This is a genomic window from Pseudomonas sp. IT-347P, from assembly GCF_949768005.1.
GTDB lineage: Bacteria > Pseudomonadota > Gammaproteobacteria > Pseudomonadales > Pseudomonadaceae > Aquipseudomonas.
The window spans coordinates 902,777-924,806 of sequence record NZ_CATKPQ010000011.1 but is presented as its reverse complement, the minus strand read 5'-3'; the positions used below and the strand labels follow the sequence as shown (position 1 = coordinate 924,806).

Annotated in this window: 19 protein-coding genes; 7 read left to right on the top strand and 12 right to left on the bottom strand. The window is 61.1% G+C overall.

Annotated features, from left to right (window positions below; all coding sequences use genetic code 11):
• Positions 1–55: 55 nt before the first annotated feature.
• The 3 genes from ACM6IV_RS08120 (at position 56) to ACM6IV_RS08110 (ending at position 5,281) form a co-directional block, all read left to right on the top strand.
• Positions 56–2,560, top strand: a complete 2,505-nt coding sequence (locus tag ACM6IV_RS08120) for a fused MFS/spermidine synthase (protein WP_414869500.1) — start codon at positions 56–58, stop codon at positions 2,558–2,560.
• 100 nt (positions 2,561–2,660) lie between these two features.
• Positions 2,661–4,289 (top strand): J domain-containing protein, encoded by a 1,629-nt coding sequence (locus ACM6IV_RS08115; protein WP_414869499.1) that lies wholly within the window; start codon positions 2,661–2,663, stop codon positions 4,287–4,289.
• The gene (locus tag ACM6IV_RS08110; RefSeq protein WP_414869498.1) at positions 4,286–5,281 is read left to right on the top strand and encodes a DUF3829 domain-containing protein; all 996 of its coding nucleotides are present in this window, start codon (positions 4,286–4,288) and stop codon (positions 5,279–5,281) included. The genes ACM6IV_RS08115 and ACM6IV_RS08110 overlap by 4 nt, the downstream gene beginning before the upstream one ends.
• A 49-nt stretch (positions 5,282–5,330) precedes the next feature.
• Here the strand turns inward: ACM6IV_RS08110 and ACM6IV_RS08105 are convergent, their stop codons facing one another.
• Complete coding sequence (locus ACM6IV_RS08105) at positions 5,331–6,005, bottom strand: DUF3313 domain-containing protein (protein ID WP_414869497.1); 675 nt, start codon at positions 6,003–6,005, stop codon at positions 5,331–5,333.
• A 211-nt stretch (positions 6,006–6,216) separates the two neighbouring features.
• Between ACM6IV_RS08105 and ACM6IV_RS08100 the strand changes: the two genes are divergently transcribed.
• Positions 6,217–8,577, top strand: coding sequence for a tetratricopeptide repeat protein (locus ACM6IV_RS08100; RefSeq protein ID WP_414869496.1), 2,361 nt, complete (start codon positions 6,217–6,219; stop codon positions 8,575–8,577).
• A gap of 228 nt (positions 8,578–8,805) precedes the next feature.
• Here the strand turns inward: ACM6IV_RS08100 and ACM6IV_RS08095 are convergent, their stop codons facing one another.
• Positions 8,806–9,780: a hypothetical protein gene (locus tag ACM6IV_RS08095; protein WP_414869495.1), complete on the bottom strand. Its 975-nt coding sequence runs from the start codon at positions 9,778–9,780 to the stop codon at positions 8,806–8,808.
• A gap of 370 nt (positions 9,781–10,150) precedes the next feature.
• Here ACM6IV_RS08095 and ccoN point away from each other — a divergent pair, with 370 nt between their 5' ends.
• Together ccoN and ACM6IV_RS08085 are read left to right on the top strand one after the other, a co-directional pair.
• Positions 10,151–11,578 carry a cytochrome-c oxidase, cbb3-type subunit I gene (gene ccoN, locus ACM6IV_RS08090; RefSeq protein WP_414869494.1) on the top strand — a complete coding sequence of 476 codons (1,428 nt, stop codon included), beginning with the start codon at positions 10,151–10,153 and terminating at the stop codon, positions 11,576–11,578.
• An 18-nt stretch (positions 11,579–11,596) separates the two neighbouring features.
• Positions 11,597–11,815 (top strand): cbb3-type cytochrome c oxidase subunit 3, encoded by a 219-nt coding sequence (locus ACM6IV_RS08085; RefSeq protein WP_414869493.1) that lies wholly within the window; start codon positions 11,597–11,599, stop codon positions 11,813–11,815.
• A 192-nt stretch (positions 11,816–12,007) separates the two neighbouring features.
• Here the strand turns inward: ACM6IV_RS08085 and ACM6IV_RS08080 are convergent, their stop codons facing one another.
• The gene (locus ACM6IV_RS08080; protein ID WP_414869492.1) at positions 12,008–12,499 is read right to left on the bottom strand and encodes a hypothetical protein; all 492 of its coding nucleotides are present in this window, start codon (positions 12,497–12,499) and stop codon (positions 12,008–12,010) included.
• 212 nt (positions 12,500–12,711) lie between these two features.
• On the opposite strand from ACM6IV_RS08080, the gene ACM6IV_RS08075 reads away from it, so the two are divergent.
• Positions 12,712–13,404 carry an aspartate/glutamate racemase family protein gene (locus ACM6IV_RS08075; protein ID WP_414869491.1) on the top strand — a complete coding sequence of 231 codons (693 nt, stop codon included), beginning with the start codon at positions 12,712–12,714 and terminating at the stop codon, positions 13,402–13,404.
• Between the two features lies 1 nt (position 13,405).
• Here ACM6IV_RS08075 and ACM6IV_RS08070 read toward each other — a convergent pair whose 3' ends face one another.
• The 9 genes from ACM6IV_RS08070 to ACM6IV_RS08030 form a co-directional block, all read right to left on the bottom strand.
• Positions 13,406–13,924: a GNAT family N-acetyltransferase gene (locus tag ACM6IV_RS08070; protein WP_414869490.1), complete on the bottom strand. Its 519-nt coding sequence runs from the start codon at positions 13,922–13,924 to the stop codon at positions 13,406–13,408.
• 194 nt (positions 13,925–14,118) lie between these two features.
• On the bottom strand, positions 14,119–15,099 hold the full coding sequence (locus tag ACM6IV_RS08065) for a substrate-binding domain-containing protein (RefSeq protein ID WP_414869489.1): 981 nt from the start codon (positions 15,097–15,099) through the stop codon (positions 14,119–14,121).
• A 162-nt stretch (positions 15,100–15,261) separates the two neighbouring features.
• Positions 15,262–16,209, bottom strand: a complete 948-nt coding sequence (locus ACM6IV_RS08060) for a peptidylprolyl isomerase (protein WP_414869488.1) — start codon at positions 16,207–16,209, stop codon at positions 15,262–15,264.
• Positions 16,206–16,676: a YbjN domain-containing protein gene (locus tag ACM6IV_RS08055; RefSeq protein WP_414869487.1), complete on the bottom strand. Its 471-nt coding sequence runs from the start codon at positions 16,674–16,676 to the stop codon at positions 16,206–16,208. The genes ACM6IV_RS08060 and ACM6IV_RS08055 overlap by 4 nt, the downstream gene beginning before the upstream one ends.
• Before the next feature lie 17 nt (positions 16,677–16,693).
• Complete coding sequence (locus tag ACM6IV_RS08050) at positions 16,694–17,323, bottom strand: DNA repair protein (RefSeq protein WP_414869486.1); 630 nt, start codon at positions 17,321–17,323, stop codon at positions 16,694–16,696.
• A 17-nt stretch (positions 17,324–17,340) separates the two neighbouring features.
• Positions 17,341–19,038, bottom strand: coding sequence for a putative porin (locus tag ACM6IV_RS08045; RefSeq protein ID WP_414869485.1), 1,698 nt, complete (start codon positions 19,036–19,038; stop codon positions 17,341–17,343).
• Positions 19,039–19,075: 37 nt separating this feature from the next.
• On the bottom strand, positions 19,076–19,780 hold the full coding sequence (locus tag ACM6IV_RS08040) for an energy transducer TonB family protein (RefSeq protein ID WP_414869484.1): 705 nt from the start codon (positions 19,778–19,780) through the stop codon (positions 19,076–19,078).
• A gap of 3 nt (positions 19,781–19,783) precedes the next feature.
• On the bottom strand, positions 19,784–20,209 hold the full coding sequence (locus tag ACM6IV_RS08035; protein WP_053150914.1) for an ExbD/TolR family protein: 426 nt from the start codon (positions 20,207–20,209) through the stop codon (positions 19,784–19,786).
• Positions 20,210–20,220: 11 nt separating this feature from the next.
• A complete protein-coding gene (locus ACM6IV_RS08030) occupies positions 20,221–22,017 on the bottom strand; it encodes a DUF2341 domain-containing protein (RefSeq protein WP_414869483.1) in 1,797 nt (598 codons plus the stop codon).
• Positions 22,018–22,030 lie beyond the last annotated feature (13 nt).

Sequence of the window (22,030 nt, the reverse complement as noted above, 5' to 3'; positions counted from 1 at the left end):
CGCGATGAGAGCCTCACGGCCGCCAATCTATTTGAACTGGAACAAGGCATCCGCAATGTCCTCACGTATCGCCAGCAAGCCGTCGGCCATACCCGCCTCGCACACCGCCGCTCCCGCGCTGCTGATCCCCGCCCTGCTGCTGTGCATCTCCGGCGCGGCGGCGCTGGTCTATCAGGTACTGTGGATCAAACAACTGTCGCTGGTGGTTGGCGTCGAGGTCTATGCAATCACCACCGGCATCAGTGCGTTTTTCGCCGGTCTGGCTATCGGTGGCTGGCTGTTCGGGCGCTGGGCCGATCGCTTGCAGCAACCGGTGTTGCTGTATGCCGGGCTGGAAGTGCTGGTGGCGCTATTGGCGGTCGGTGCGACGGTGGCCATGAGTCTGGCGGCCAGCCCGTTTGCCTGGTTGCAGGAACACGTCGGCCTGTTGGCGTGGCTGCTGCCCTTCGCTCTGGTTGGCCTGCCGGCGGTGTTGATGGGCGGCACGCTGCCGGTGCTGGTGCGCTCGCTGGCCGCTGATCCTGGCAAGGCCGGTGGTCAGTTGTATGCCGCCAATACACTGGGCGCGATTGTCGGCACGTTGCTCGCCGCGTTTGTGTTGGTCGCCACCCTTGGCGTACGCGGCAGCGCGCTGTTTGCAGCCATGCTCAATCTGCTGGCCGCCGTCGGCGCGTTGTGGTTCGCCCGTCAGTATCCCGCACCGCTTGCCGCGCCGGTGAAGCATCACGCAGACAAGGTCCCGGATAGAACCGCGCTGTGGCTGTATTCCATCGCCGGTGGCGTAGCACTGGGTTATGAAGTGGTCTGGTCGCAGTCGATCGTGCAGTTCATGAGCACCCGCACCTACGCATTTGCCGTGGTGCTGGCGACGTATCTGAGCGGGCTGTTTATCGGCAGCGCCCTGCTCGCGCGCCGGGTCGAGCGCATCCGTGACCCGTGGGGCGTGTTCGGTTTGCTGATTGCCGGCGCCGGGCTGGTCGCGCTGCTGGAAATCGCCATGCTCGGGCGCTGGCTGGTGATCGCGCAGAGTCAGGCGGAAATGTGGCTGTTGAGCCTCGGTGCCAGTGAGCTGGCCGGCATGAGCGCACGCTTTGCAGTGGCAGCATTGAGCATCGTGTTTGTGCCGACGCTGTTGCTCGGTGCCGCGTTTCCACTGGCACTGCGCTTGAGCGTTGGTCCAGAGCGCGTCGGCCGTGATGTCGGCGCCGTGGTGGCGTTCAACACTCTCGGCGGGATTGTCGGGGTGATGTTCTGCGGCTTTCTGCTGATCCCGCTGCTGGGGTTGGTGCGCACCTTGGGCCTGCTGGCGATCATCGCCGCCGGCATCGGTTACTTCGCGGTGCGCAAGGGTCATCACGTGAAGAAAGGCCGGCGTCAGGCGGTGGTCGCTCTCGCTCTGGCCTCGGTTGTCGTGGCCGTGTTCACCCCGGTCGACAAACTCGCCAGCCTGTTACCCGGCGCGCGCAACGGCAGTCTGTCGTTCTACGAAGAAGGCCGGGGCGGTACGGTGGCGGTGGTTGCGCAAGGGCGTGGCGAGAACACCTTCCACCGTTTGTACATTCAAGGCGTGTCGAACACCGGCGATGCCATGCCATCGCTGCGCTACATGCGCGTACAGGCACTGTTGCCGCTGCTGATTCACAACGGCGAACCGCGTTCGACCCTGGTCATCGGTTTTGGCACCGGCATTACCGCTGGCGCGATGTTGCGCTATCCGGGGCTGGACCATCGAGTGGTCGCCGAGCTGCTGCCGTCGGTGGTCAAAGCCGCGCCGCTGTTCAAAGGCAACTTCAATGCCGCCAGCGATCCCGGCGTCGATGTGCGTCTGCGCGATGGTCGCCAGGAACTGCTGCGCAGTGCGCAAACCTATGACGTGATTACCCTCGAACCGCCACCGCCCTCTGCCGCTGGTGTGGTCAATCTATACTCGCGGAACTTTTACCAGTTGGCGGCAAGTCGCTTGGAAAACCACGGCATCGTCGCGCAGTGGCTGCCGTTGCCGACGCAGAACATCGACGACTCGCGTTCACTGGTGCGCAGCTTCCTAGACGTGTTTCCGTATGCCTCGCTGTGGACCAGCGAGCTCCATGAGATGTTGCTGGTCGGCTCCATGCAGCCAATGGAACTGGACGCCGCGAAAATCACCGCGCGTTTCCAGCAGGACAGCGTGCGCAGCACCTTGCAGGATGTCGGCATCGGCTCGGCCGCTGCCCTGCTCGCGACTTGGGTCACCGATCGCGCGGGGCTTGAACGCTTTGCTGCCGACGCACCGGCAGTAACCGACGATCAACCGCGCATCGAATATGCGCCATGGGTGCGCAGCAAGGAGATCACCCGCGTACTGCCGGCGCTGCTCGACCTGTATCAGGCGCCGCAGCTGTTGAATGCCGATGCCGGGTTCATTGAGCGCATGGATGCCCATCGCCAGCGCCTGATGCAGTTCTATCGCGCCAGCCTGCATGCCTATGACGGCGACCGCGATGCCTGGGCGCGGGACATCGGTGACGTGCTGCGCGGCGACGGAGGCAACCCGTATTTCCGCTGGTTCGTCGGCAAATAAGCCGCGGCTGAGGACTTTTCGACGCGAAACAGGTAGGGTGCGCAAAATCAAAGTGCCATCACTGGGCCGCGTCGCAGGTTTTCATGGAGTTGTACACGCAATGAGTTGCTGGACCGTCCTTGGCCTCACGGCCGACGCCGATACGCGCAGTATCAAACGCCAATACGCCGCCCTGCTCAAACAGACCCGCCCTGACGAAGATCCTGAGGGATTTCAGCGTCTGCGTGACGCCTATGAACAAGCTCTGCATTACAAGGAATGGGCGCAGGCCAGCGAGGACCACCAGGTTGATGAAGAAGCCTGGGACTTGACCGGGCTGACCGTGGTCGAAGTCGATGCCTTGCAGCAGGCAACCCGCTCGCTGGCCGACACCAGCCTTGCGCAATTGCAACAGCGCCACGCCCTCGCCGTTGAACAGGGTTGCGCGCATATACTCGAAGAGACTCTGCTGCAGCATTGCATCGAACACCCGCAAACATCAGCGCCGATGGTCGATTGGGCGGTGCAGACCTATCACTGGTTCAGCGCCTGGCAACGGCTGGAACTGGATGAGGAATCGATCGAGCATTTGCTGACGCAACAACGCCAGCGCATCACTCGACCGCTGGCTGACGCTCTCGAACACGAAGACAGCGAGGCCTTTTTCCAGGCCTACGCCCAATGCGGCCAATGCCGATGGCTCGACGCTGAAGTGCACCAGCAGTGGTTCAACCTGTTCCTGAGCCGCTTGCTGCTGGACAGCGATTACTGGTCATCCGAACTTTTCGCACAGGTGTGTGCTGGCCAAGGCTGGCATTCCGGGCTGTCCAACCGCTGCCCTGGCGATGAATGGAAGCGTCTGACCGCTCGCCATGAGGCACCGCTTTTTCTCGCGCAGCAGCGCCAGCTCGCCGAAGAGTCGCCCGCCTCTGCCGAACACCGTGCTGCGCGCCTGTTGCTCGGTAGCGGCCCGTTCAGCCAGCGCCGCGCACTGGCCCGGCGGCTGCGCGAAAAGGATTGGGCGCAATGCCGCCAATTGAGTTCGGCGCTGTATGCCAATCATCCGAAGGTCTGCGCAGAGTTGCCCGGTGGCACCGCGTTTTTCTGGCGCGACTGGGAGCTGAGCCGTGGCGAGTGGCCGACGTACCTTGGCGTGGTGCTGGCTTGCCTGATCGGTGCGTTTACTCATTTTATCCCGCTGGGGCTGCGCGTCACCGGCCTGATCAATATCGTCATGACCGCAACGATCGTGTTTGGCGTGATCGCTGCGGGCATCAACTGGCTGACTCACCAACTGGCGCACACCCATTGGCTGCTGGATGACCGCCTCAGCGCACGGTTGTGGCCGGGTTTCGCCAAGGACGCTGCACCGTTCGGCATACTGCGTGACGTGATTCCATGCGCATTGATGATGGCCGGGCTGAGCTGGTTTTTCGGCCCCATCGCTGGCGGCGTCTATGCCGCCACACTGGCCTGCGTGGGTTTGATCCGTCGCCGTCAGGTCAAGCCACACATGTCCTGGGAAAAGACCAACCTGCCGGTGAAAATCGGCGTGACGCTACTCGGGGTTGTCGCCCTGGTGCTGGTGCTGGGCGTGTTCAAAGTGGCCGCCAGCCAAGGCACGGTCAATCGCAATCAGGGTTTGCAACCCTGGGCCGAGCGCTTGTGCAGTCGGCTGCCGGCAAGTTCTTTCGACTGTGGCGCGCCCGCCACCCGTGAACAGTGGTATCCGGCGGAGGCACGACCATGACCTCAAGATTCATGTTTGTCAGCGGCGTAGTGGTCGTTCTGGTGGTGATGGGGCTGTCGAGCGCGACCCGGCCGTTCCTGAAACTCGACCTGTGGCTTGATCAGCGCGAATCCCCCGTGACCGCGCAGGCGAACGCGTTGAGCCCGATCATCGCCTGCGTCAACCGCGTCGATGTGCACTGGCGCAACGCCTACGACAAAATCGAGAGTCCGCGACCATCAAGTGATGCATTCGGGAAGTATATTGCTGAGGCACGAGATTTCGACAACACGGATGCGTACACCGTACATGACATCCAAAAGGATCTCTGCCTCAGTCATATCAACGAAAAACTGGAACTCCTGGGCTACCAGCCAGTGCTTTCGCAAAAAGTTCGTGACTACGCGCAAGCGCTGCAGGAGGCAGCGGTGATCTTTACCCCGACACGACTCGATAGAAGCGCGAATTTTTATGCCACGCCGCTCGCCCGGTTGCCCCAGGTCGCGGGGCAAATCCAGGCTGCCAGCAATGCCTACATCAACGCATCGACAGCCTTGAGAAAGGAACTCCTGCCAATGGATGTGGCGCAGCGCCCCGCACAGCTCGAACGGCTGGAAGCGCGTGTCGGCAAGGAGATCCACTGGTCGTTGCTGGCGTACATGATTCAAGCCCGAGCGACACTGGAATTGCTGGAAGACGGGATGAAGCAGCGCACGCTGACCCCACAAGCAGTGGCCGACACCACCGCTGATCTACAGCAGGCGTGGAATCGCCGTCAGTCTTTCATCGGGCTACGCGAGGGTGGATTTCGAAACAAGGACGATGACGCGCGGGAGCTGTGGCAACACATCAGTGAGCCATCGAAAAACTACCTCGACGCGCTGAACACCCTGCACAAGGACTGGCAGAACCACGCCGAACCGCAACGTTTGAGCGACGACTACTACGCCGTCACCCGTGGTTATGACGTCCTGCTCAGCCACTACAACCGTCAGGCACGCGCCAACTTCTGATGAGCAGCACCGGCCGGACCGTCCTCGCGGACACTCCGGCCGGCTGCGTTTATTTGCCTGCCTTGAGCTTCAGATACGACTGACGCAGGTCTGAGGCCCAGCCGTCGATCACCGGTTTGACGTCATTGGCCGTCATCGCCTGCGAATCATTTGCCAATGGCTTACCGGTGCCTTTGCGCACCACTTGCGCGACGACCTTGTTGCTCGCGCCATCGAGAAACACCGCTTCAGTGGCCAGGGTGGTTTCCTGATCGCGGATACCGCTGGCGGTGCTGACCGCAGCCGCGACCAGGGCGATCGGAATCACTTCATACGCATGCAGGCCTTCGGTCTTGCTGCTCACGGCGGTGATCGCCGCACGTACCACCACCACGCCCGGGCCGGGGCCGGTGGCCAACGGCAAGTCTTTGCCAATCTCGCGTTTAAGCGCCTGATCGTAGTAGGAGGTAATGCCGTTGAGGGTCTGCTGGGAGATCTTTGCGGTCGGTTGCGGTTGCGGGTAGAGCTGGGTCGGTTCGATGTACACACTGGTGAATTTCTTGAAGTCCACCTTCGGATCGATCCAGCGCATCACCTCGGCACCGGACGGCGACTTGGCCTCCTTGAGCTGGCTGTAGTCCTGGAGGAAGCCTGAGTACTCTTTGGGGTCGACGGTTTTGCTGGAACAACCCACCACTGCGAGGGTGGCAAAACACAGTGTGCCCATCATCACTGCTAGCTTCATGCTGTAACTCCTGTCAGAAGGCCAAAACTTTGCCTGGGGGAGTTACAGGTATAGCTAAAACCTCAGTAATTGCGATTGCAAAGCACAATATTCACGCAAGGCTGCGCGGCGGATCACAGCCGTCATTTGACAGACGCCGAGCATCCGGCAAAGCTGCATCGAGCTTGAACGCACGCCAGACGGCAAATGCACCTGGACTACGGAAGTCGCAATGCCCAAGCATAAAAATAAAACAGCACGACCTGACCCTGATTCGCCGCAACCTTCCATTTCAAAATATCTGTTCCCGATCACCATCGCTGTGCTGCTCGCAGCCGTGGCGGGCATCGGCTGGTTTCTGTTCAGCCCTGCACCGCCGCCCGTGAAACCGGCACCGATCAGCGCGCCTGTCGCATCGCCCGCCAAGCCGCAACCCGTGCTGGCGAGCAAACCGGCAACGATGGTCGATGAGCAACAATGCCAGGGCTGCCACACCACGCAGGTCAAGGACTGGCAAGGTTCGCATCACCAATTGGCGATGCAACCGGCGAACGCCGAAACCATGCTCGGCGACTTCAACAACATCACCTTCAAAGCCGAAAACGAGATCACCCGTTTTGCGCGCAAGGGTGATGAGTTCTGGGTCAATACGCCCGGCATCGACGGCAAGAACGCCGACTTCAAAGTCGCCTACACCTTCGGTATCGCGCCGCTGCAGCAGTACCTGATCGAAGTCGGCGAGGGTCGCTTGCAAGCGCTCGGCGTGGCTTGGGATACCGAGAAACATCGCTGGTTCCACCTCTACCCCGGCCAAGGCGTGAACTTCAAGAATCCGCTGCACTGGAGCAAGCCGAGCCAGAACGCCAACTTCATGTGCGTCGAGTGCCACACCACCGGCTTCAAGCGCCATTTCGATGCGGCCAGCAACACTTTCAACAGTCACTGGAACAGCCTCGGGGTCGGCTGTCAGGCGTGCCACGGCCCGGCCTCGAATCACCTGGAATGGACGCAGAAAAAAACCGATCTGCTCCATCAGGGCTTTGACGTCGATCTCAAGGACAAGAATGCCACCGTCGAAATCGAAACCTGCGCCCGCTGCCACGCGCGTCGAGCGCCGTTGGGCGATGGCTACACCGTCGGCAAACGTCTGATGGACGATTACCTGCCAAGCACCCTCACCCGCGAACTGTATGCGCTGGACGGCAAGATCAAGGACGAGGTGTTCGAACACGGCTCGTTCCTGCAAAGCAAAATGTTCGACAAGGGCGTGCGTTGCAGCAATTGCCACAACCCCCACAGCACCGAATTGAAAGCGCCGGGCAACGCGGTGTGCCTGCAATGCCACAACACGGCCGGCAAGACCTCTATCGAGGGTGTCGACGGCAAGGGCTTGCAAGCGAAGAACTACGACTCCATCGAACACACCCGCCACACCATGGGCCAACCCGGCTCGCAATGCGTGGATTGCCACATGCCCGGCAAGTTCTACATGGGCAACGACTTCCGGCATGACCACAGCTTCAGCATTCCCAACCCGGAGCGGGCACAAAAGCTGGGTACGCCGGACGCCTGTCTGACCTGCCATCAAGGCAAGGCTGGGGACAAGGTCACTGCACAGTTCAAGTTGTGGAACGCCGCCGCCACACCGCAGGCACCGCGTTATGACGAAAGCCTGTGGCTGATCCGCAATGGCCAGCCGGGTGCCGCTGATGCGCTGTATGAGCAGTTGCAGCGCAGTAACCTGCCAGCGATTCAACGGGCGACCTTACTTGCGGAGCTGCCGCTGTATCCGAGTGAGCAAGCATTGAAGCTAGCGACGCAGGATCTGCACAACCCGGCGCCGCAAGTGCGTGAAAGTGCGGTGCGTGCGATCAGCGCGTTCCTGCCGCCGCCAGAGCGTGCGCCGTTGTTGGCGCCGTTGCTGGGCGATCCGGTGAAAGCCGTGCGCATCGTTGCCGCGCGGGATCTTCTCAGTGTGGCGCGCAACAACGGTCTCAGCGCGGCGCAAGCCAATTGGGACGCGGCGATTGCCGAATACGAAGCGGTGCAGAAGAGTCTGCTGGAACGTGCCGAGGCCAATCTGAATCTGGCGATGTTGTATCAGGCCAGCGGCCGTGGTTCGGAAGTCGAAGGCCTGCTGCGCTCGGCACTCAAACGCGACCCGGATTTCTACCCGGCGCTGGTGACGCTGGTGCAATGGCTGGAGGCCAATGGTCGTGTTGCCGAAGCGCGAACGTTGTTGGATGACAGTCTCAAGCAACACCCGGACGCGGCGCTGTTGCAGCACACCCGAGGTCTGTCGCTGATTCGTGCCGGCAAAGCGGCCGAAGCCATGGCCCCCCTGAAGAAAGCCGCACAACTGGAGCCAGAGAACGCGCAGTACGGTTATGTGCTGGCGGTGGCGTTGCATGAGCGCGGCAAGGTCGATGACGCCTGCGCAGTGCTGGAGGGTTTGCTCAAGGTGCAACCGGCGAACCGCAATGCGCGGTTGTCGCTGATTCAGTGGTATCTCGACAGCGGGCAGGAGCCGAAGGCGCAGGTGCTGTTGCAGGGGTGGAAGAAGATGAACATGGGCGATCCGGCGCTTAAGTGATTGGCTGGAGATTGTTGGCCCTCACCCTAGCCCTCCCGAGACGTCGGACCGCCCAGAGGTAGAGGGGACCGATTGGGGGATATTCAAGAAATACACCGACTTGAGCGATTGGCGTTGAATCCATAATCGACTCGGTTTTTCACGTCGGTGTCACTCGCCAGACAACTCGGTCAGTCCCCTCTCCCTCTGGGAGAGGGTTAGGGTGAGGGGCTTTTCAGGGTTCACCCATTACCAGGACGAAGTCTCGCCACTGCGCAGCGCCATCTCCCGCCGGCTATTGATGTGCATCGCCTTGATCAACGACACCGTGCCCACCAGCAAAATCGCCGCCCCCAACAGAAAATCGATGTTGTACAACTGGAAGTCCTGCACCGGCCCGATCAGCAATACCCGCACGATCGCCGCGCCCAACAGGGTGGCGAGGAAGTCGATACCCGGCTCATTACGGTAAAACACCAGCAGCAGCGGCAGGCACAACACCAACAGCAGCAACAACACCACCACCTTGAACGAACCTTTGCGCTCAACGCTGAAGGCACATTCGTGCGGCCCGTAAGCCTTGTAATCCTCGTCGCGAATCATCGAGGTTTTCTCGTTGATGTAATCGACGCGGTTGTACTTCTGGACCGGTGTGAAGGTGTTGGACATCTCCATCAGTGTGGTGATGTTCTTGAAGCGCAGGTCGACGCGTTCGCTGCCCTTGAGGTAATAGAGCACCGGTTTATAGCCGTAGCGATAGGTGTCGAACGGGAACTCAGTGACCTGACCCTGCACGCCGATCGGACGCGGTTCAAGCTCGGCGTAGGCACTTTTGTTGGTGGCCGAAAGATTGCGGCTCAGCGGCTGCACTTTGACCTGCTCAAGGAAAATCGGCGTGACGCCGTAGGACCACTGCAACGGTTCCAGACGCAGGCGCAGTTCGTTGCGGCTCAGGTCGTAGCGGTTGAAGGTGCGTTCCGAAATCACCAGGGAACCGCTGAGCATGAACTCGCCGCGCAGGTTGTTGGTAACGCGCAGGGTCAGTTGATCCTTGCCCAGCAACGCCGCTTCCGTGGACGGCGGCGTGCCGCACCATGCAGTGCTTTCGCCGACACTGCCGAGCTGACCGCTGCGGTTTTCCTTGAATACGTAAAAGTAGCTGGCCCACAGCGTTACCATTAAAAGCAACGCTGTGAGGCCGAGGATTTTTTTGCCCGGACTCACTGATCAGACTCCCTTCTTCGGTTCCATCGTCCAGCCGAAAACCCGCTGGCGACGGCGACTCTACCAAAAGGCCACCATCGACCCAAGGGAAAATGCCTGATTGGCCAAGGTTCTAAGGGTTTCCCCGGTAGCAGGCTCACTCCTATAGGAATTGCCAGCACTATGGCCTTACGACGCAGCACGTTACAGATTCACCTGAACGCTTAAAAACCATATCAGGGCGCGGCAGAACGCCGCAGCTAGTTACTTAATCTGATCCGCACAAATGAAAGATTCCTGAGCCTGTTTTGGTTCTGGCGAGGTTTCTACAGTGCAGCTCATGCCGGACCGGGTGGCCTGGCAAGACTTTGCAACCGTGGATGAACTGACCATGAGCACAGCAACAATCGGACAGGCTTACAACTACAAGGTCGTCCGCCAATTCGTCATTGCGACGATTTTCTGGGGTGTGGTGGGCATGGCGATGGGTGTTTTTATCGCCTCCCAACTGGTGTGGCCAGAGATGAACCTGGACCTGCCATGGACCACCTTCGGCCGTCTGAGACCGCTGCACACCAGCCTGGTGATTTTCGGTTTCGCCGGCAGCGCGCAATTCGCCGCCAGTTACTACGCGGTGCAGCGTACCTGCCAGGTGCGGCTGTACTCGGACACCCTCGCCGCCTTTACCTTCTGGGGCTGGCAATCGGTGATCGTGATCATGCTGATCACCCTGCCGCTGGGCTACACCACCACCAAGGAATACGCCGAGATCGAGTTCTCCGGCGCGGTGTGGATGGCCGTCGTCTGGGTCGCTTACGCCGTGGTGTTTTTTACCACCGTGGTGCAGCGCAAGACCAAACACATTTATGTCGGCAACTGGTTTTTCGGCGCGTTCATTCTGGTGATCGCCATGCTGCACGTGGTCAATCACTTGTCGATCCCGGTGGACTGGTTCAAATCCTATCCGGTGTATTCCGGCGCTACCGACGCGATGGTGCAATGGTGGTACGGGCACAACGCGGTGGGTTTCTTCCTGACGACGGGCTTCCTCGGGATGATGTATTACTTTGTGCCGAAACAGGTCAATCGGCCGGTGTATTCGTATCGCTTGTCGATTGTGCATTTCTGGGCGCTGATTACCTTGTATATCTGGGCCGGCCCGCACCATTTGCATTACACCGCGCTGCCGGACTGGGCGCAGTCGCTGGGCATGGCGATGTCGCTGATCCTGCTGGCGCCAAGCTGGGGCGGGATGATCAACGGCATGATGACCCTGTCCGGTGCCTGGCATAAGTTGCGCACCGACCCGATTCTGCGCTTCCTCGTGCTGTCGCTGGCGTTCTACGGCATGTCGACGTTCGAAGGGCCGATGATGGCGATCAAAACTGTCAATGCCCTCTCCCATTACACCGACTGGACCATCGGCCATGTCCACGCCGGGGCGTTGGGCTGGGTGGCGATGATTACCTTCGGCGCGACCTATCACATGGTGCCGAAAGTCTTTGGCCGCGAGCAGATGTACAGCACGCCGCTGATCAACCTGCACTTCTGGCTGGCGACCATCGGCACGGTGCTCTACATCGCTTCGATGTGGGTCAACGGCATCACCCAGGGCCTGATGTGGCGGGCGATCAACGAGGACGGCACGCTGACCTATTCGTTCGTCGAGGCGCTGCAGGCCAGCCATCCGGGATTCATCGTGCGCTTCGCCGGCGGGGTGTTCTTCCTCACCGGGATGTTGCTGATGGCTTACAACGTGTGGCGCACGGTACGGGTGGCCGACGTCGCGCTGGCGCGCCGCGAAGCGCAGATCGCCTGAGGCAGGGAGCCGCTCGTGATGGAGATTTTCTTTGATGTGTTGGGCGTGGTGTTTCTGTGGCTGGCGGTGGAGTACTGCTTGCGGCCGGAGGCGACGGACAGTCTGGATGAAGCGAGCATGGTGCCGTTTGCCGACGACCCGGAGGTGGCGCGGCGGGTGGAGCTGGCCACTGGCAAGACTGTGAAAGCGGTGGCGCCGGAGGTGACGAAGCCGGGGTGGGTCAATCTCGATATGTGAGGGGTGACAGTCGGGCTGCCCTCACCCTAGCCCTCTCCCAGAGGGAGAGGGGACTGACCGAGTGGTTTATTCGAGTTACGCCGACCTGAAGTATCGAAAGTGAATGCAATCTTAAATACAACGAAGATCGGCTCCCTTTCCCCCTCGCCCCCTTGGGGGAGAGGGCTGGGGTGAGGGGGTAAGCCCTTGATCTTAACCGCGGTCGCGCGGAATCAAACTCTGCAACTGCTGAGCAAGGAAGTTGGCGTCGAAAGCAAACGTATCCGGATCCTTCAACCCATTGGTCTTGCGCCACTGCCACGCGCCGTCCGGCAATCCGACCAGCGAAATGCTGCCGTAACGCGCCGCTGTCAGCCCCATCACCGCCAGGGAAATCTGCCCGCCACTGCCCATCACATCCGGCACGAACTCCACCGGTTTGCCGGCAATCACGATGCTCAACTTCTCCGTCTTGAAGGTCGAGGTTTCCACCGGCGTACTCGGCCCGAACGCGACATACGCCTCGCGACTCACTTCCAGCAGATTCGGCGCCTGCACCGGTTCCAGCCATTGCTGAATATCACCGAACAATGCGGTAATCCGTGCGGCCCACGCCACTGATTGCGTCTCGAACAATTGCTTCTTGTGCGCTTCGCTTTCGGCGTAGTGACGAAGCATCTCGCCCAATTGTTGTACGTCGTCCATAGCGGTGTTCCTCGGAAAGGACTTGCAATGCTCGATAGTGGCAGATACCAGCCGCTGCGTACGATTAAGCTACAGCCAGCCCGATGAAGCACCATGACACTTGCGCAAAAGATCAGCGGTACAGTCACTTGTTGCTGGCATCGGACCGTGAACAGCAGGACACTCCGGGCAAACCTGAACCTTTGAAACTGCCATTTGCCTGAGGACATCCAATGCGCACCATCGGCCTGATCGGCGGCATGAGCTGGGAATCCAGCGCTGAATACTATCGACTCATCAATCAGCAAGTCCGTGATCGTCTCGGCCCGCTGCGTTCGGCGCAGTTGCTGATGCACAGCGTCGACTTCGGCCCGGTCGAACAGGCCCAGCACGCCGGGCGCTGGGACGATGCGGCGGCAATTCTGGTGGATGCGGCGCGCCGGCTCGAAGCCGGCGGCGCCGAATGCGTGGTGCTGTGTACCAACACCATGCACAAGGTCGCCGAGCAGATTCAGGCAGCGATCAACATTCCGTTTTTGCACATTGCCGAGCCGGCGGCGCGGGCCGCGCTGGAGATCGATGCGCGCACGGTCGGGTTGCTCGGCACGGCGTTCACCATGGAGCAGGACTTCCTCAAGCAACGCCTGATTGCCCAGGGTTTGACGGTGCTGGTGCCGAATGACGCCGAGCGCAAGGACGTGCACCGGATCATCTATGACGAACTCTGTGTTGGCGTGATCAGCGACTCATCGCGCCAAACCTACCAGCGGGTGATCGAATCCCTGACCGCACGCGGCGCCCAGGCGATCATCCTCGGCTGCACGGAAATCGGCATGTTGGTCAAACCCGAACACAGCGCCCTGCCCCTGCTCGACACCACCGAGCTGCATGCACAGTCGGCGGTGGCGTTCGCCCTGGGCGACTGAGTCAGGTTTTCGATGTGTTGCGCAGGCGGGCCATGCTCAGGGTGTCGACCCATTGCCCGTCGCGCACGGCGTAGTCGCGGAACAGGCCTTCGGTCTCGAAACCGAATTTGCGGTAGAGCGCGATGGCGGCCTCGTTGTCGGCGTAAACCGAGAGTTCGACGCGGTGCAGATTCATCCAGTTGTCGGCGACGTCGAGTGCTGCCGCCAACAGTTTTGAACCGACGCCTTTGCCCTGCCACGCGACCGCGACTGCCATACCGACGCTGCCGGCGTGGCTGCGACGAATCCGCGAATAGTTTTCCAGCCCCAAATGGCCGATGACCACGCCCTGATGCAGTGCTACCAGCTTCAACACCCGTTCATTTTCCGCCAGCAGCCGTTGGCGCCAGACGTCGACGGACTGGAACGGCATCTGCAACACCTGCCGGGTGACAGCCCGCTCGTTGTAGAGCGCAGTGACAGCCTCGAGGTGCGACTCGCTGAAGCGTTCGATGTGAATGGCGGCGTTGTGGTCGGGCATGGCGGATCCTTCCTGGATCGATGTGTGGCTGATCACTCTAAACCGATAAACACGACATCAGCCATAGGTAAATACTTGTAGGAGTGAGCCTGCTCGCGATAGCGGTGTGTCAGTCAACATTGATCAATCTGACACACCGCTATCGCGATCAGGCTCACTCCTACAAGGGGAATGTGGGGTGCAGAGGGAAGAGGTCAGCCCTGGAACCACTCCTGGCGTTCGTTGAAGGTGTGGTGGATAAGGTCGACCAGGGTTTGCACCTCGGCCAGCGCTTGGGAATCGGCGTTGACCGCCAGCCACGCCTGCAATTGCATCGGTTCCTCGAACAGCCCCGGCAGTGCGATCAGGCCACGGTCGAAGCGGCTCATGTACGCCGGCAATAAACCGATGCACGCACTGCAACGGATCATCTCCAGCATCAGTTCATAGGACTGCATCTGTACCACCCCGGCCAGACGCTGCTCGACCAGCTCATTCCACGGTCGGAAGCTGTCGATCTGCCGGTCGTGCTGCCATTGCACCAGCATGAAATCCGCGAGGTCATCGGGGCTGTCCGGGCGGGCGGTGACGCGGGAATAGCGTTTGGCGATGTGTGGCAGGTAGTCGAGGCGCGCCAGCGGTTGCGGTTCGCTGGTGGCAAAGGTCGGGCCGGGGTGCGGGGTTTCGCCGTGGGCGAGCCAGAGGACGATGTCGGCGCTGACCGCACGCAGGGACAGTTCACTGTCCAGCGCGATGATTTCCAGGCGCACGCTGGCGTTGCGGCGCAGCAGTGCGATGAGGTCGCGGCCGAGAATGTCGTGGAGAATCGATTCGGCGACGGCGAGGCGAATCAGCGGTTGTTCGATGACCGGGAGTTTGCGTTCGTTGGCCAGCACGACCAGTCTGGCCTGCAGTTGCTGGCCTTCGCGGGTAAGGCTCAGGGCGCTGCCCTGGAAGCTGAACAGGGTGTGTTGCAGTTGTTGTTCAAGCTGTGCCAGTTGTTTGCGCAGCAGGGTCGAACGCACGTTGAGGCTGCGCGCCGCTTGCATGAAGCAACCGCAGCGGGCACTGACCAGGAAGTACTGCGCGACGTCGCTATCGATGGTGGCGGCATGCGCGAGCCACGGTTCGCTGTTGTCGTGTGGCCAATGGTAATCGGTATTGCCCGGTCGTCCTGCGGGTTCGGTGAATGACATCGATGACTCCCTGTCGATCTTTGTATTTGTCTTGAGTGCACCATAGATCTCTGTGGGAGCGAGCTTGCTCGCGAAAGCGGAGTGTCAGTCAGCAAATATGTTGAATGTGCTGACGCTTTCGCGAGCAAGCTCGCTCCCACAGGGTTAGCGGTGGAACTGGGACTAGTGTTTTTCCTCGAGGACTTTGTTGAGTTCGGCACCGTCGATGCTCAGTGTTGCGGTGTTGAGCATGCCGTCCAGATACGCCTGGGCAATCTGCTCCTGCCGTTGCGCACGCAAGGCCTGAGTCAGTTGATCACGCAGTTCATCAAGCGTCGCGGCGCGCGCCGGTTGTTGCTCGGTGAGTTTGATCACGTGGAACCCGGCGGCGCTTTGGACGGGATCGGAAACGGCACCAACCTTGAGCCGCGCCACGGCGCCACGCACCTCTGGCACCAGTTGCTGCAACGGTTGCAGACCGGTATCGCCGCCGCGTTCAGCGCTGACGCGATCCTGTGAATATTGAGTCGCCAGCGCGGCAAATTCTGCCGGCGTCGCTTGGGCTTTTTTGCTCAGTTCGAGCGCCTGCTTGCGCACCGATTCAAGATTCTGCGGATCATTCACCCCAAGGAAAATCTGACTGACCCGATACAACGCCGGTGTCTGCCAACTCGCCTTCCCAGCGTCATAGGCCTGCTGCAACTCGGCCGCACTCGGGTAATCCGCCGGCACTTGGCTGACCGAACGCAAATAATCGCGGAAGACAATCTGCTCAGTCGCCGCACGAGTCTGCCGCGCAACTTCCGGACGCTGCGCCCAACCCTGCGCATCAGCCTGCTCCAGCACCGCTTTCTCGGCCAGGCGCGTGCGAAGCCAGCGCTCCAGCGCCTCACGATTGCCGCGTAATTGTTCGCGGCTCTCTGGCGGAACCGTCGCCAGCAACGCCTGCAATTCCTCCGCAGACACCTGCTGATTACCCAACCGCGCCACTGCCAGCCCTGCAGCAACCGTCGCCACCGACGACGATTGCTGGGCGGCGACCGGATCACTGCCCGGCCGCACCACCAGCGCCACGGCCACCACCAGCAGCGCCACTGCCGCAGCGCTGATCACCATGGCAGGCTTTTTCACAGCGCGACTTCCTCTTGTTCAGCGACTGCTACTTTCCCGGTAGAGGCCTGTGCGGCTTGGGTGAAATCGCGCAGATAAACGATGAACTCCTGCAGCAGGCGATCCCACAATTCCAGGTTGCCGCGCAGGTGATCGTTGCTCACGCCCGCCGCCACGACCACGTCCATCTCCATCACCAGAAACTCGCCCTGCAACGACAACCGCGCAAAACGACGGCTGGCATTCCACTGCTCGGCCACACCCTGCGGCAACTCACCCTGCACGCGCAGCGCACAGCTGAAGGTGAAGTCGACGTAGCTGCCCTGCTCCACCGCCGGGTTGCCGAAACGCACAGCGTAACCAATGCCCTGGCTGGCGCTGAGCAACTGGACGATACCGTTCTGCTCGGTTTCGTTGACGCGATAACCCGCAGCTTGCAGGACTTCGGTCAGAGATTTTGGCGATACGTGGCTGATCAATTGAGTCATTACTTCTTCCTTGTCTATCAGTGCGTGAGCGCGGCTTGCGGCGCGTCGAATTGAGTCTTGTAAAGCTCGTCACCGAACCCCTGGGCCAGTTCATCGAACTTGACCCGGGCGCTGCCCGCGAAGGGCTGACGGATCTTCATCACCTCGGCCACGTCGATGTTTTCGTAGGCGCTGAGGATCTGCTTGGCGACGCCGTACATCTGCTGATTCTTGACTGAACATTGCTGCACTTGTGTGTCACGTTCAGTCAATTGCGCTTGAAGCTTAGACCGTTCTGCCTCTTTGGCACGGGCCATGACCAGCAACTCGTCATAGGCCTTTTTGAACTTGCCGGTCTGCTCGGCGCTGGCCGCCACTTGTGCCTGCGCCTGGCTGTGCAGGCTCTGTTGCTGCCCGGCCAGTTGCTCGGCAACGCCTTTGGCCTTGGCCAGTTCAGCGCTCAATTGCTTGATTTGCGCCTGCGCAGCCTTGGCTTCGTTCTGCGCCGCCAGTTGCGCGGCGCTGGCCTGGGCCTGCTGAATTTGCAGGGCCTGCAACTGTTGCGTAGTGCTGCGCAATTGCGTGCGCAGGCGTTCTTCCATGCCTTCAGCACTGGCCCCAGTGGCGATTAACAGCCCGAGCCCGAGCCACACAAATCGCGTTTTCATAACCCTCTCCCGGCGCCTTAGAAGCGCGTGTTGATCTCGAGCTGCAAGACGTCGATGTCGAACGGCGCGCCGTACACCGCTTCGGTGCTCATCCAGCGACCGGTGGCGTAAACGTTTTTCGCCAGACCGTAATTGCCACCGAGGAAATAACCCTTGGCGTTGGTGCCACCGAGGTGGAACGACGAGTCGTTGAAGCCGTCCGGCAAGGCATCCGGCTGGATGTACTTGTAGCCGGCGAACATGTTCCAGTCGCCCTGCTTTTTCAGGTCCAGTGCGCTGCCGAGGGTGAACTGCACCATCCACGCATTGGCGCCGCTTTCGATGTCGCCGTTGCTGTCGAGGTTGTTGACGATCTGCCCGGCCGAGCGCTTGCGCATGTCGCCTTCGTCGTACGCGAGGTTGTGGATGTAGTTGCCCTGACTGCGCAGTTTGAAATCTTCTGGCAGGTCGGCGTCCCACACCACGTTCAGATCAAGCAGGTTGAATTCCGAAGCAAGGCCAACAAACTGCGGCTGTGGTGTGGTGGTCGGGTTGAGCGGATTCGGCGTGATGTCGCGCAGCAGGAACACGCTGTTGCCCTTCTGCATGAACGCCGCGCGGCTGCCGTCGCTGTCGCAGCCCGGTGCGCCGGCCCACGGTTCGCAAGGGCTGGAGCGCTGGCCTTGAATGTCATCGAAGCGGTAGTAAGCCAGTGCACCTTTCAAGCGGTTGTTGCTGTTGATCGCCCATTTGGCGCCGATCTGCGCGCCGTACAGCCACTTGTTGTCGCTCTCTTCCTTGTCGAAGCCGTTGCTGCTGGCGGTGTCGTTGGTGTAATCCACCGGAAACGCGCCGACGGTGCCGAACACGCCCCAATCGCGGTTGAGCTTATGGTCGAAAATCGCTGCCACGCCGTCGAAATTCAGGTCGTTGGAATAGAGCATGTCTGTGGACATGAACGGGTTGGCGAAGCGCCCACCGGTCAGGGTCAATTCATCCGTAGGCTTCCAGTTCAGGTAACCCTGATCGAGCCAGATGTCCTTCTTGGCGAAACCGCCGCCGAGGTTTTGCGTGGTCGACACCGGGTTGTTGTCCGAACCGGTGCCGATACGAATGCCGGCGCTCCATTGCGGCGAGATCTCCGCTTTCATGCCCAGTCGAGCACGGATGCGGAACTGGTTGGTGCGGTCTTCGCGGGTGTTGAGCAGCGGTGGCAGACTGGTGCTGCTGTTCGGGTTTACGTCATACGGGCCGTTGTTGTTGAGCTTGGCGAAGTCGACGATCTCGTTGCTGTTGCTGTCCGAGTAGTAGCGCGACTCGTTGCGCAAGCGAATGTCGCCGTCGAAACTGATGCGCGCCGCCCATTCCGGGAAGCTGTTGGGCGCCGCCCAGTTTTCCTGTTTGGCGGTGGCCATGACTTCGGCTTTGACCTGATCACGGATCTGGTCCCGCACTGCGGCCGGCACGTATTGCACGCGGACATCACCCGGCGCCGCCACTGGCCCGGCGGCGACGGCGGTGGATGCCGCAGCCTGTTTGGCCTGCGCCGCTTCGTTCTGCGCCTGAGCGATCAGTGCGTCGGCCTTGTCCTGCTTCAGAATGCCTTGCTCGACCAGCAAGCGGATCAGATTGATCGTGGCGTTCTCCGAGGGCGCAGGCGCTGCCGCGGCCTGACCGACCAGGGTCGCAATGACCATGCCGACCGCCAGAGACAATCGATTCACGTTGGAAATCATCTGCACACAACTCCTTTTGCCGAAGCTTGAAAATGGGTTAGCCCGGACGCCGCCCTTGCAGGGACAGGCGCACAGGTAAAGTGATAGAGGCCGGAGGCCGTTCGCTGAGGGCCGGCGCACCGCGTAAAGCGGCCAGCACCTGGGTATCGATTTGCGGGTTGCCGCTGGACTTGATCAGCTCGACACGGGTGATCTCGCCGACGCTGCTCAGCCAGACATCGGCCTGCAGCGAGAACGCGAGGTTGCGCAGGTCGGGGTTCTCACGCAGCAAACGCTGGAAGGTGAACGCCAGAAACTGGCTGTACGTCCCCGTACCCAACCGCCCGCCGCCGGCACCGGCCATACCGCCGCCCTTGCCTGCGCCGATGTTGAAGGCGTCGCTGCCGGACTGCGCATCGCCGTCCATTTGCATCGGGTTGGCCAGATCGTCCGCCGGCGATGGCGGCGCTTCTTCCTCGGGCTTGACCTCTTCCGGTTCCGGCGCTGGCTCAGGCTCGACGACTTTTTCTTCCACCGGGGTTTCCGGCTCCGGTGGTTTTTCCGGCGGCGGAGGTGGCGGTGGCGGCAACGGAATGATCGTCGGCACCTTCGGCGCTTCGCGGCGGATGCCGCTCATGTCGTTGGCCCACTGCCAGAGAAACCAAGCGGCGAGCGCGCCGATCAGCAATCCGGCGCCCCACTTCGCATAACGCAGCGCGGGCTTTTTCACCGGCAGCGGCTCGATCGGGAGTTGTGCGGTCATGACTCAGCCCTGACTCGGTTTGCCGGTGACGAGACCGACCTGGGACAGTTCGAGCCGGCGCAACAGATCCAGCACTTCGATGACTTTCTGGTACTGCACCGTGGCGTCACCGCGCACGATCACCGGGAAATCCGGGTTTTGCGCTTTCTCGATGCGCAGGCGTTCTTCCAGTTCGGCCAGGGTCACCGGGTAGGCATCGAGAAACACCTGGCCGCCGTCGTTGACCGAAATCGCCTTGGTCTTGGCCTCGGACAGCGACACCGAAGCGCTGGCCTTGGGCAGGTTGATCTGGATCCCGGAGACCTGCGCGGTGGCGGTGAGGATGAACATCACCAGCACCACCATCAGCACGTCGACCAGCGGGGTGATGTTGATGCTGTCCACCGCGGCATCGTCGTCATCGTCGTGGGAGGCATTTACAGACGCCATGTCAGTGCTCCTCAGGCCGGTACGGAGTGGTTGGCGTGATGGCCGCGATGCGCCGACTCACTGAACTGACTCTCGCCGTGCATTTCCGCCAGACGGGTGATGAACTCGTCGACGAACACGCGCATGTCGGCGCTGACTTCCTTGTTGCGGGTAATCAGGCGGTTGTAACCAAACAGCGCCGGGATCGCGACGAACAGGCCCATGGCGGTGGCGAGCAACGCGGCAGCCATACCCGGAGCGATGGCATTGATGTTGACGTCGCCGGCCATCGCCGTGCCGAGGAACACCACCATGATCCCCAATACCGTGCCGAGCAGGCCGATGTACGGGCCGCCGGCGATGGCGTTGGACAAGGTCGAGAGTTTCGAACTCAGTTGCTGGTTTTCCCGGGTGCGCACGCCGTCCATCGAGCAGCGGATCGCTTCAATGGTTGCCGCCGAAACGGACGAGGTGTCGGCGCCCTGCTCGCGCCGGGTGCGGATCTCTTTGACCGCCACCAGGTACAGGCGCCACAGCGACGAGTGCTGCAATCGCTGGGCGAGTTGCGCGTCGTCGGCGAACATCTCCAGACGTGTGCCGACCTTGGCGAACTGCATGCGGAAGTCTTCGTTGGCAGCCGTCACGCGGCTGAGGGTGCGGTTCTTACGCAGCATGATGATCCACGACTGGAACATCATCAGCACCAGCACGGCAATGATCACCCAGGCGTCGATCGGCACCGCATTGAGCAGGAAACCGAGACTGCCGAAACCGAAACCGGATTGTTCTTCATCGACGCCGTAAGCCACCAGTTTCGACTCGGCACCTTGTGAAGTCGCGTCGGCCAGCAACAGCGGCGCGGGACGGGCGACTTTCGACAGACGCAGTTCGTCGATGGCGCCCACGAATGGCTGGAATGGGCCTTCATGCAGATCGGCACCGATGGCCATGACCGAGTTGAAGGCCGGCATCGCCTGAGCGAGCGTCGCGCCTTCGCGGCCATTGATGTACAGCGTGACTTTGGAACCCTCAGCGGTCAGCGCAAGGTGCTGCCATTGGCCGGGATTCAGTGCTTGCGTGGCGACAGCACGTTGACCATCGATCTCAACGAATGGCACACCTTGGTTTGCACCGATCAGCAGACTGTTGGCGCCGTCACGACGGGCGAGAATCAGTTGCTCGCCACTGGCCTGATCCAGACGCAGCCAGGCACTGAAGGTGAACGCACTGCCGGCGTTGTGTTGCAACGAGGGGCTGGCCGGCAGCAACAACGGCTGGCCGCTGAACTGCAAAGCGCGCCCTACTACACCGTCAGTCGCCGCGCCGGTCGCGCTCTGCGCGGTATTGCCGTAGGCCGTGGTGTCTTTGGCCGGGGTGCCGGTGGCGCCGTCGAAGTGATAGAGCGCGGTGTAATTCGGGTCGAAGGTCAGTTGGCCGTTGCCGGTCGCCGGCGCCTTCTCATTGCCGTAGTACATCCAGATGTCCTGACGCTGTCCGCCCTCGACATTCGGCACATCGACCCAGATCAGCGCCATGCCCATCAGTGCATCAAAACTTTCGATCTGGTGGTTGAGCACGGTTTTGTCATCGGCGGCGACAAAGCGCAGGTCCGAGCCGTCCTCTTTCACACCGTCGAAGGTGAAGTTGCCGGTGTGCAGACGCACCAACAACGCAGTGCGGCCGAGGGCCTGATTGATCGCCGCGCCTTGTGGCGTGGTGTCGACGGCAATCTGTTTGCGGTAGTGCCAGTCGTCCTGCCACCAGGCCTGAGCCGTGGCCGGGAGCACGAAGCCCAGGCAGATCAACAACGAAAGAAAGAGGCGCTGCATGAACGTGCTCCTT

What these genes read in the sequence shown, in the direction of transcription:
- ACM6IV_RS08120 (WP_414869500.1), top strand. Translation starts at nt 56, where the DNA reads ATGTCCTCACGTATCGCCAGCAAGCCGTCGGCCATACCCGCCTCGCAC.
- ACM6IV_RS08115 (WP_414869499.1), top strand. Translation starts at nt 2,661, where the DNA reads ATGAGTTGCTGGACCGTCCTTGGCCTCACGGCCGACGCCGATACGCGC.
- ACM6IV_RS08110 (WP_414869498.1), top strand. Translation starts at nt 4,286, where the DNA reads ATGACCTCAAGATTCATGTTTGTCAGCGGCGTAGTGGTCGTTCTGGTG.
- ACM6IV_RS08105 (WP_414869497.1), bottom strand. Translation starts at nt 6,005, where the DNA reads ATGAAGCTAGCAGTGATGATGGGCACACTGTGTTTTGCCACCCTCGCA.
- ACM6IV_RS08100 (WP_414869496.1), top strand. Translation starts at nt 6,217, where the DNA reads ATGCCCAAGCATAAAAATAAAACAGCACGACCTGACCCTGATTCGCCG.
- ccoN (WP_414869494.1), top strand. Translation starts at nt 10,151, where the DNA reads ATGAGCACAGCAACAATCGGACAGGCTTACAACTACAAGGTCGTCCGC.
- ACM6IV_RS08085 (WP_414869493.1), top strand. Translation starts at nt 11,597, where the DNA reads ATGGAGATTTTCTTTGATGTGTTGGGCGTGGTGTTTCTGTGGCTGGCG.
- ACM6IV_RS08080 (WP_414869492.1), bottom strand. Translation starts at nt 12,499, where the DNA reads ATGGACGACGTACAACAATTGGGCGAGATGCTTCGTCACTACGCCGAA.
- ACM6IV_RS08075 (WP_414869491.1), top strand. Translation starts at nt 12,712, where the DNA reads ATGCGCACCATCGGCCTGATCGGCGGCATGAGCTGGGAATCCAGCGCT.
- ACM6IV_RS08070 (WP_414869490.1), bottom strand. Translation starts at nt 13,924, where the DNA reads ATGCCCGACCACAACGCCGCCATTCACATCGAACGCTTCAGCGAGTCG.
- ACM6IV_RS08065 (WP_414869489.1), bottom strand. Translation starts at nt 15,099, where the DNA reads ATGTCATTCACCGAACCCGCAGGACGACCGGGCAATACCGATTACCAT.
- ACM6IV_RS08055 (WP_414869487.1), bottom strand. Translation starts at nt 16,676, where the DNA reads ATGACTCAATTGATCAGCCACGTATCGCCAAAATCTCTGACCGAAGTC.
- ACM6IV_RS08050 (WP_414869486.1), bottom strand. Translation starts at nt 17,323, where the DNA reads ATGAAAACGCGATTTGTGTGGCTCGGGCTCGGGCTGTTAATCGCCACT.
- ACM6IV_RS08045 (WP_414869485.1), bottom strand. Translation starts at nt 19,038, where the DNA reads ATGATTTCCAACGTGAATCGATTGTCTCTGGCGGTCGGCATGGTCATT.
- ACM6IV_RS08040 (WP_414869484.1), bottom strand. Translation starts at nt 19,780, where the DNA reads ATGACCGCACAACTCCCGATCGAGCCGCTGCCGGTGAAAAAGCCCGCG.
- ACM6IV_RS08035 (WP_053150914.1), bottom strand. Translation starts at nt 20,209, where the DNA reads ATGGCGTCTGTAAATGCCTCCCACGACGATGACGACGATGCCGCGGTG.
- ACM6IV_RS08030 (WP_414869483.1), bottom strand. Translation starts at nt 22,017, where the DNA reads ATGCAGCGCCTCTTTCTTTCGTTGTTGATCTGCCTGGGCTTCGTGCTC.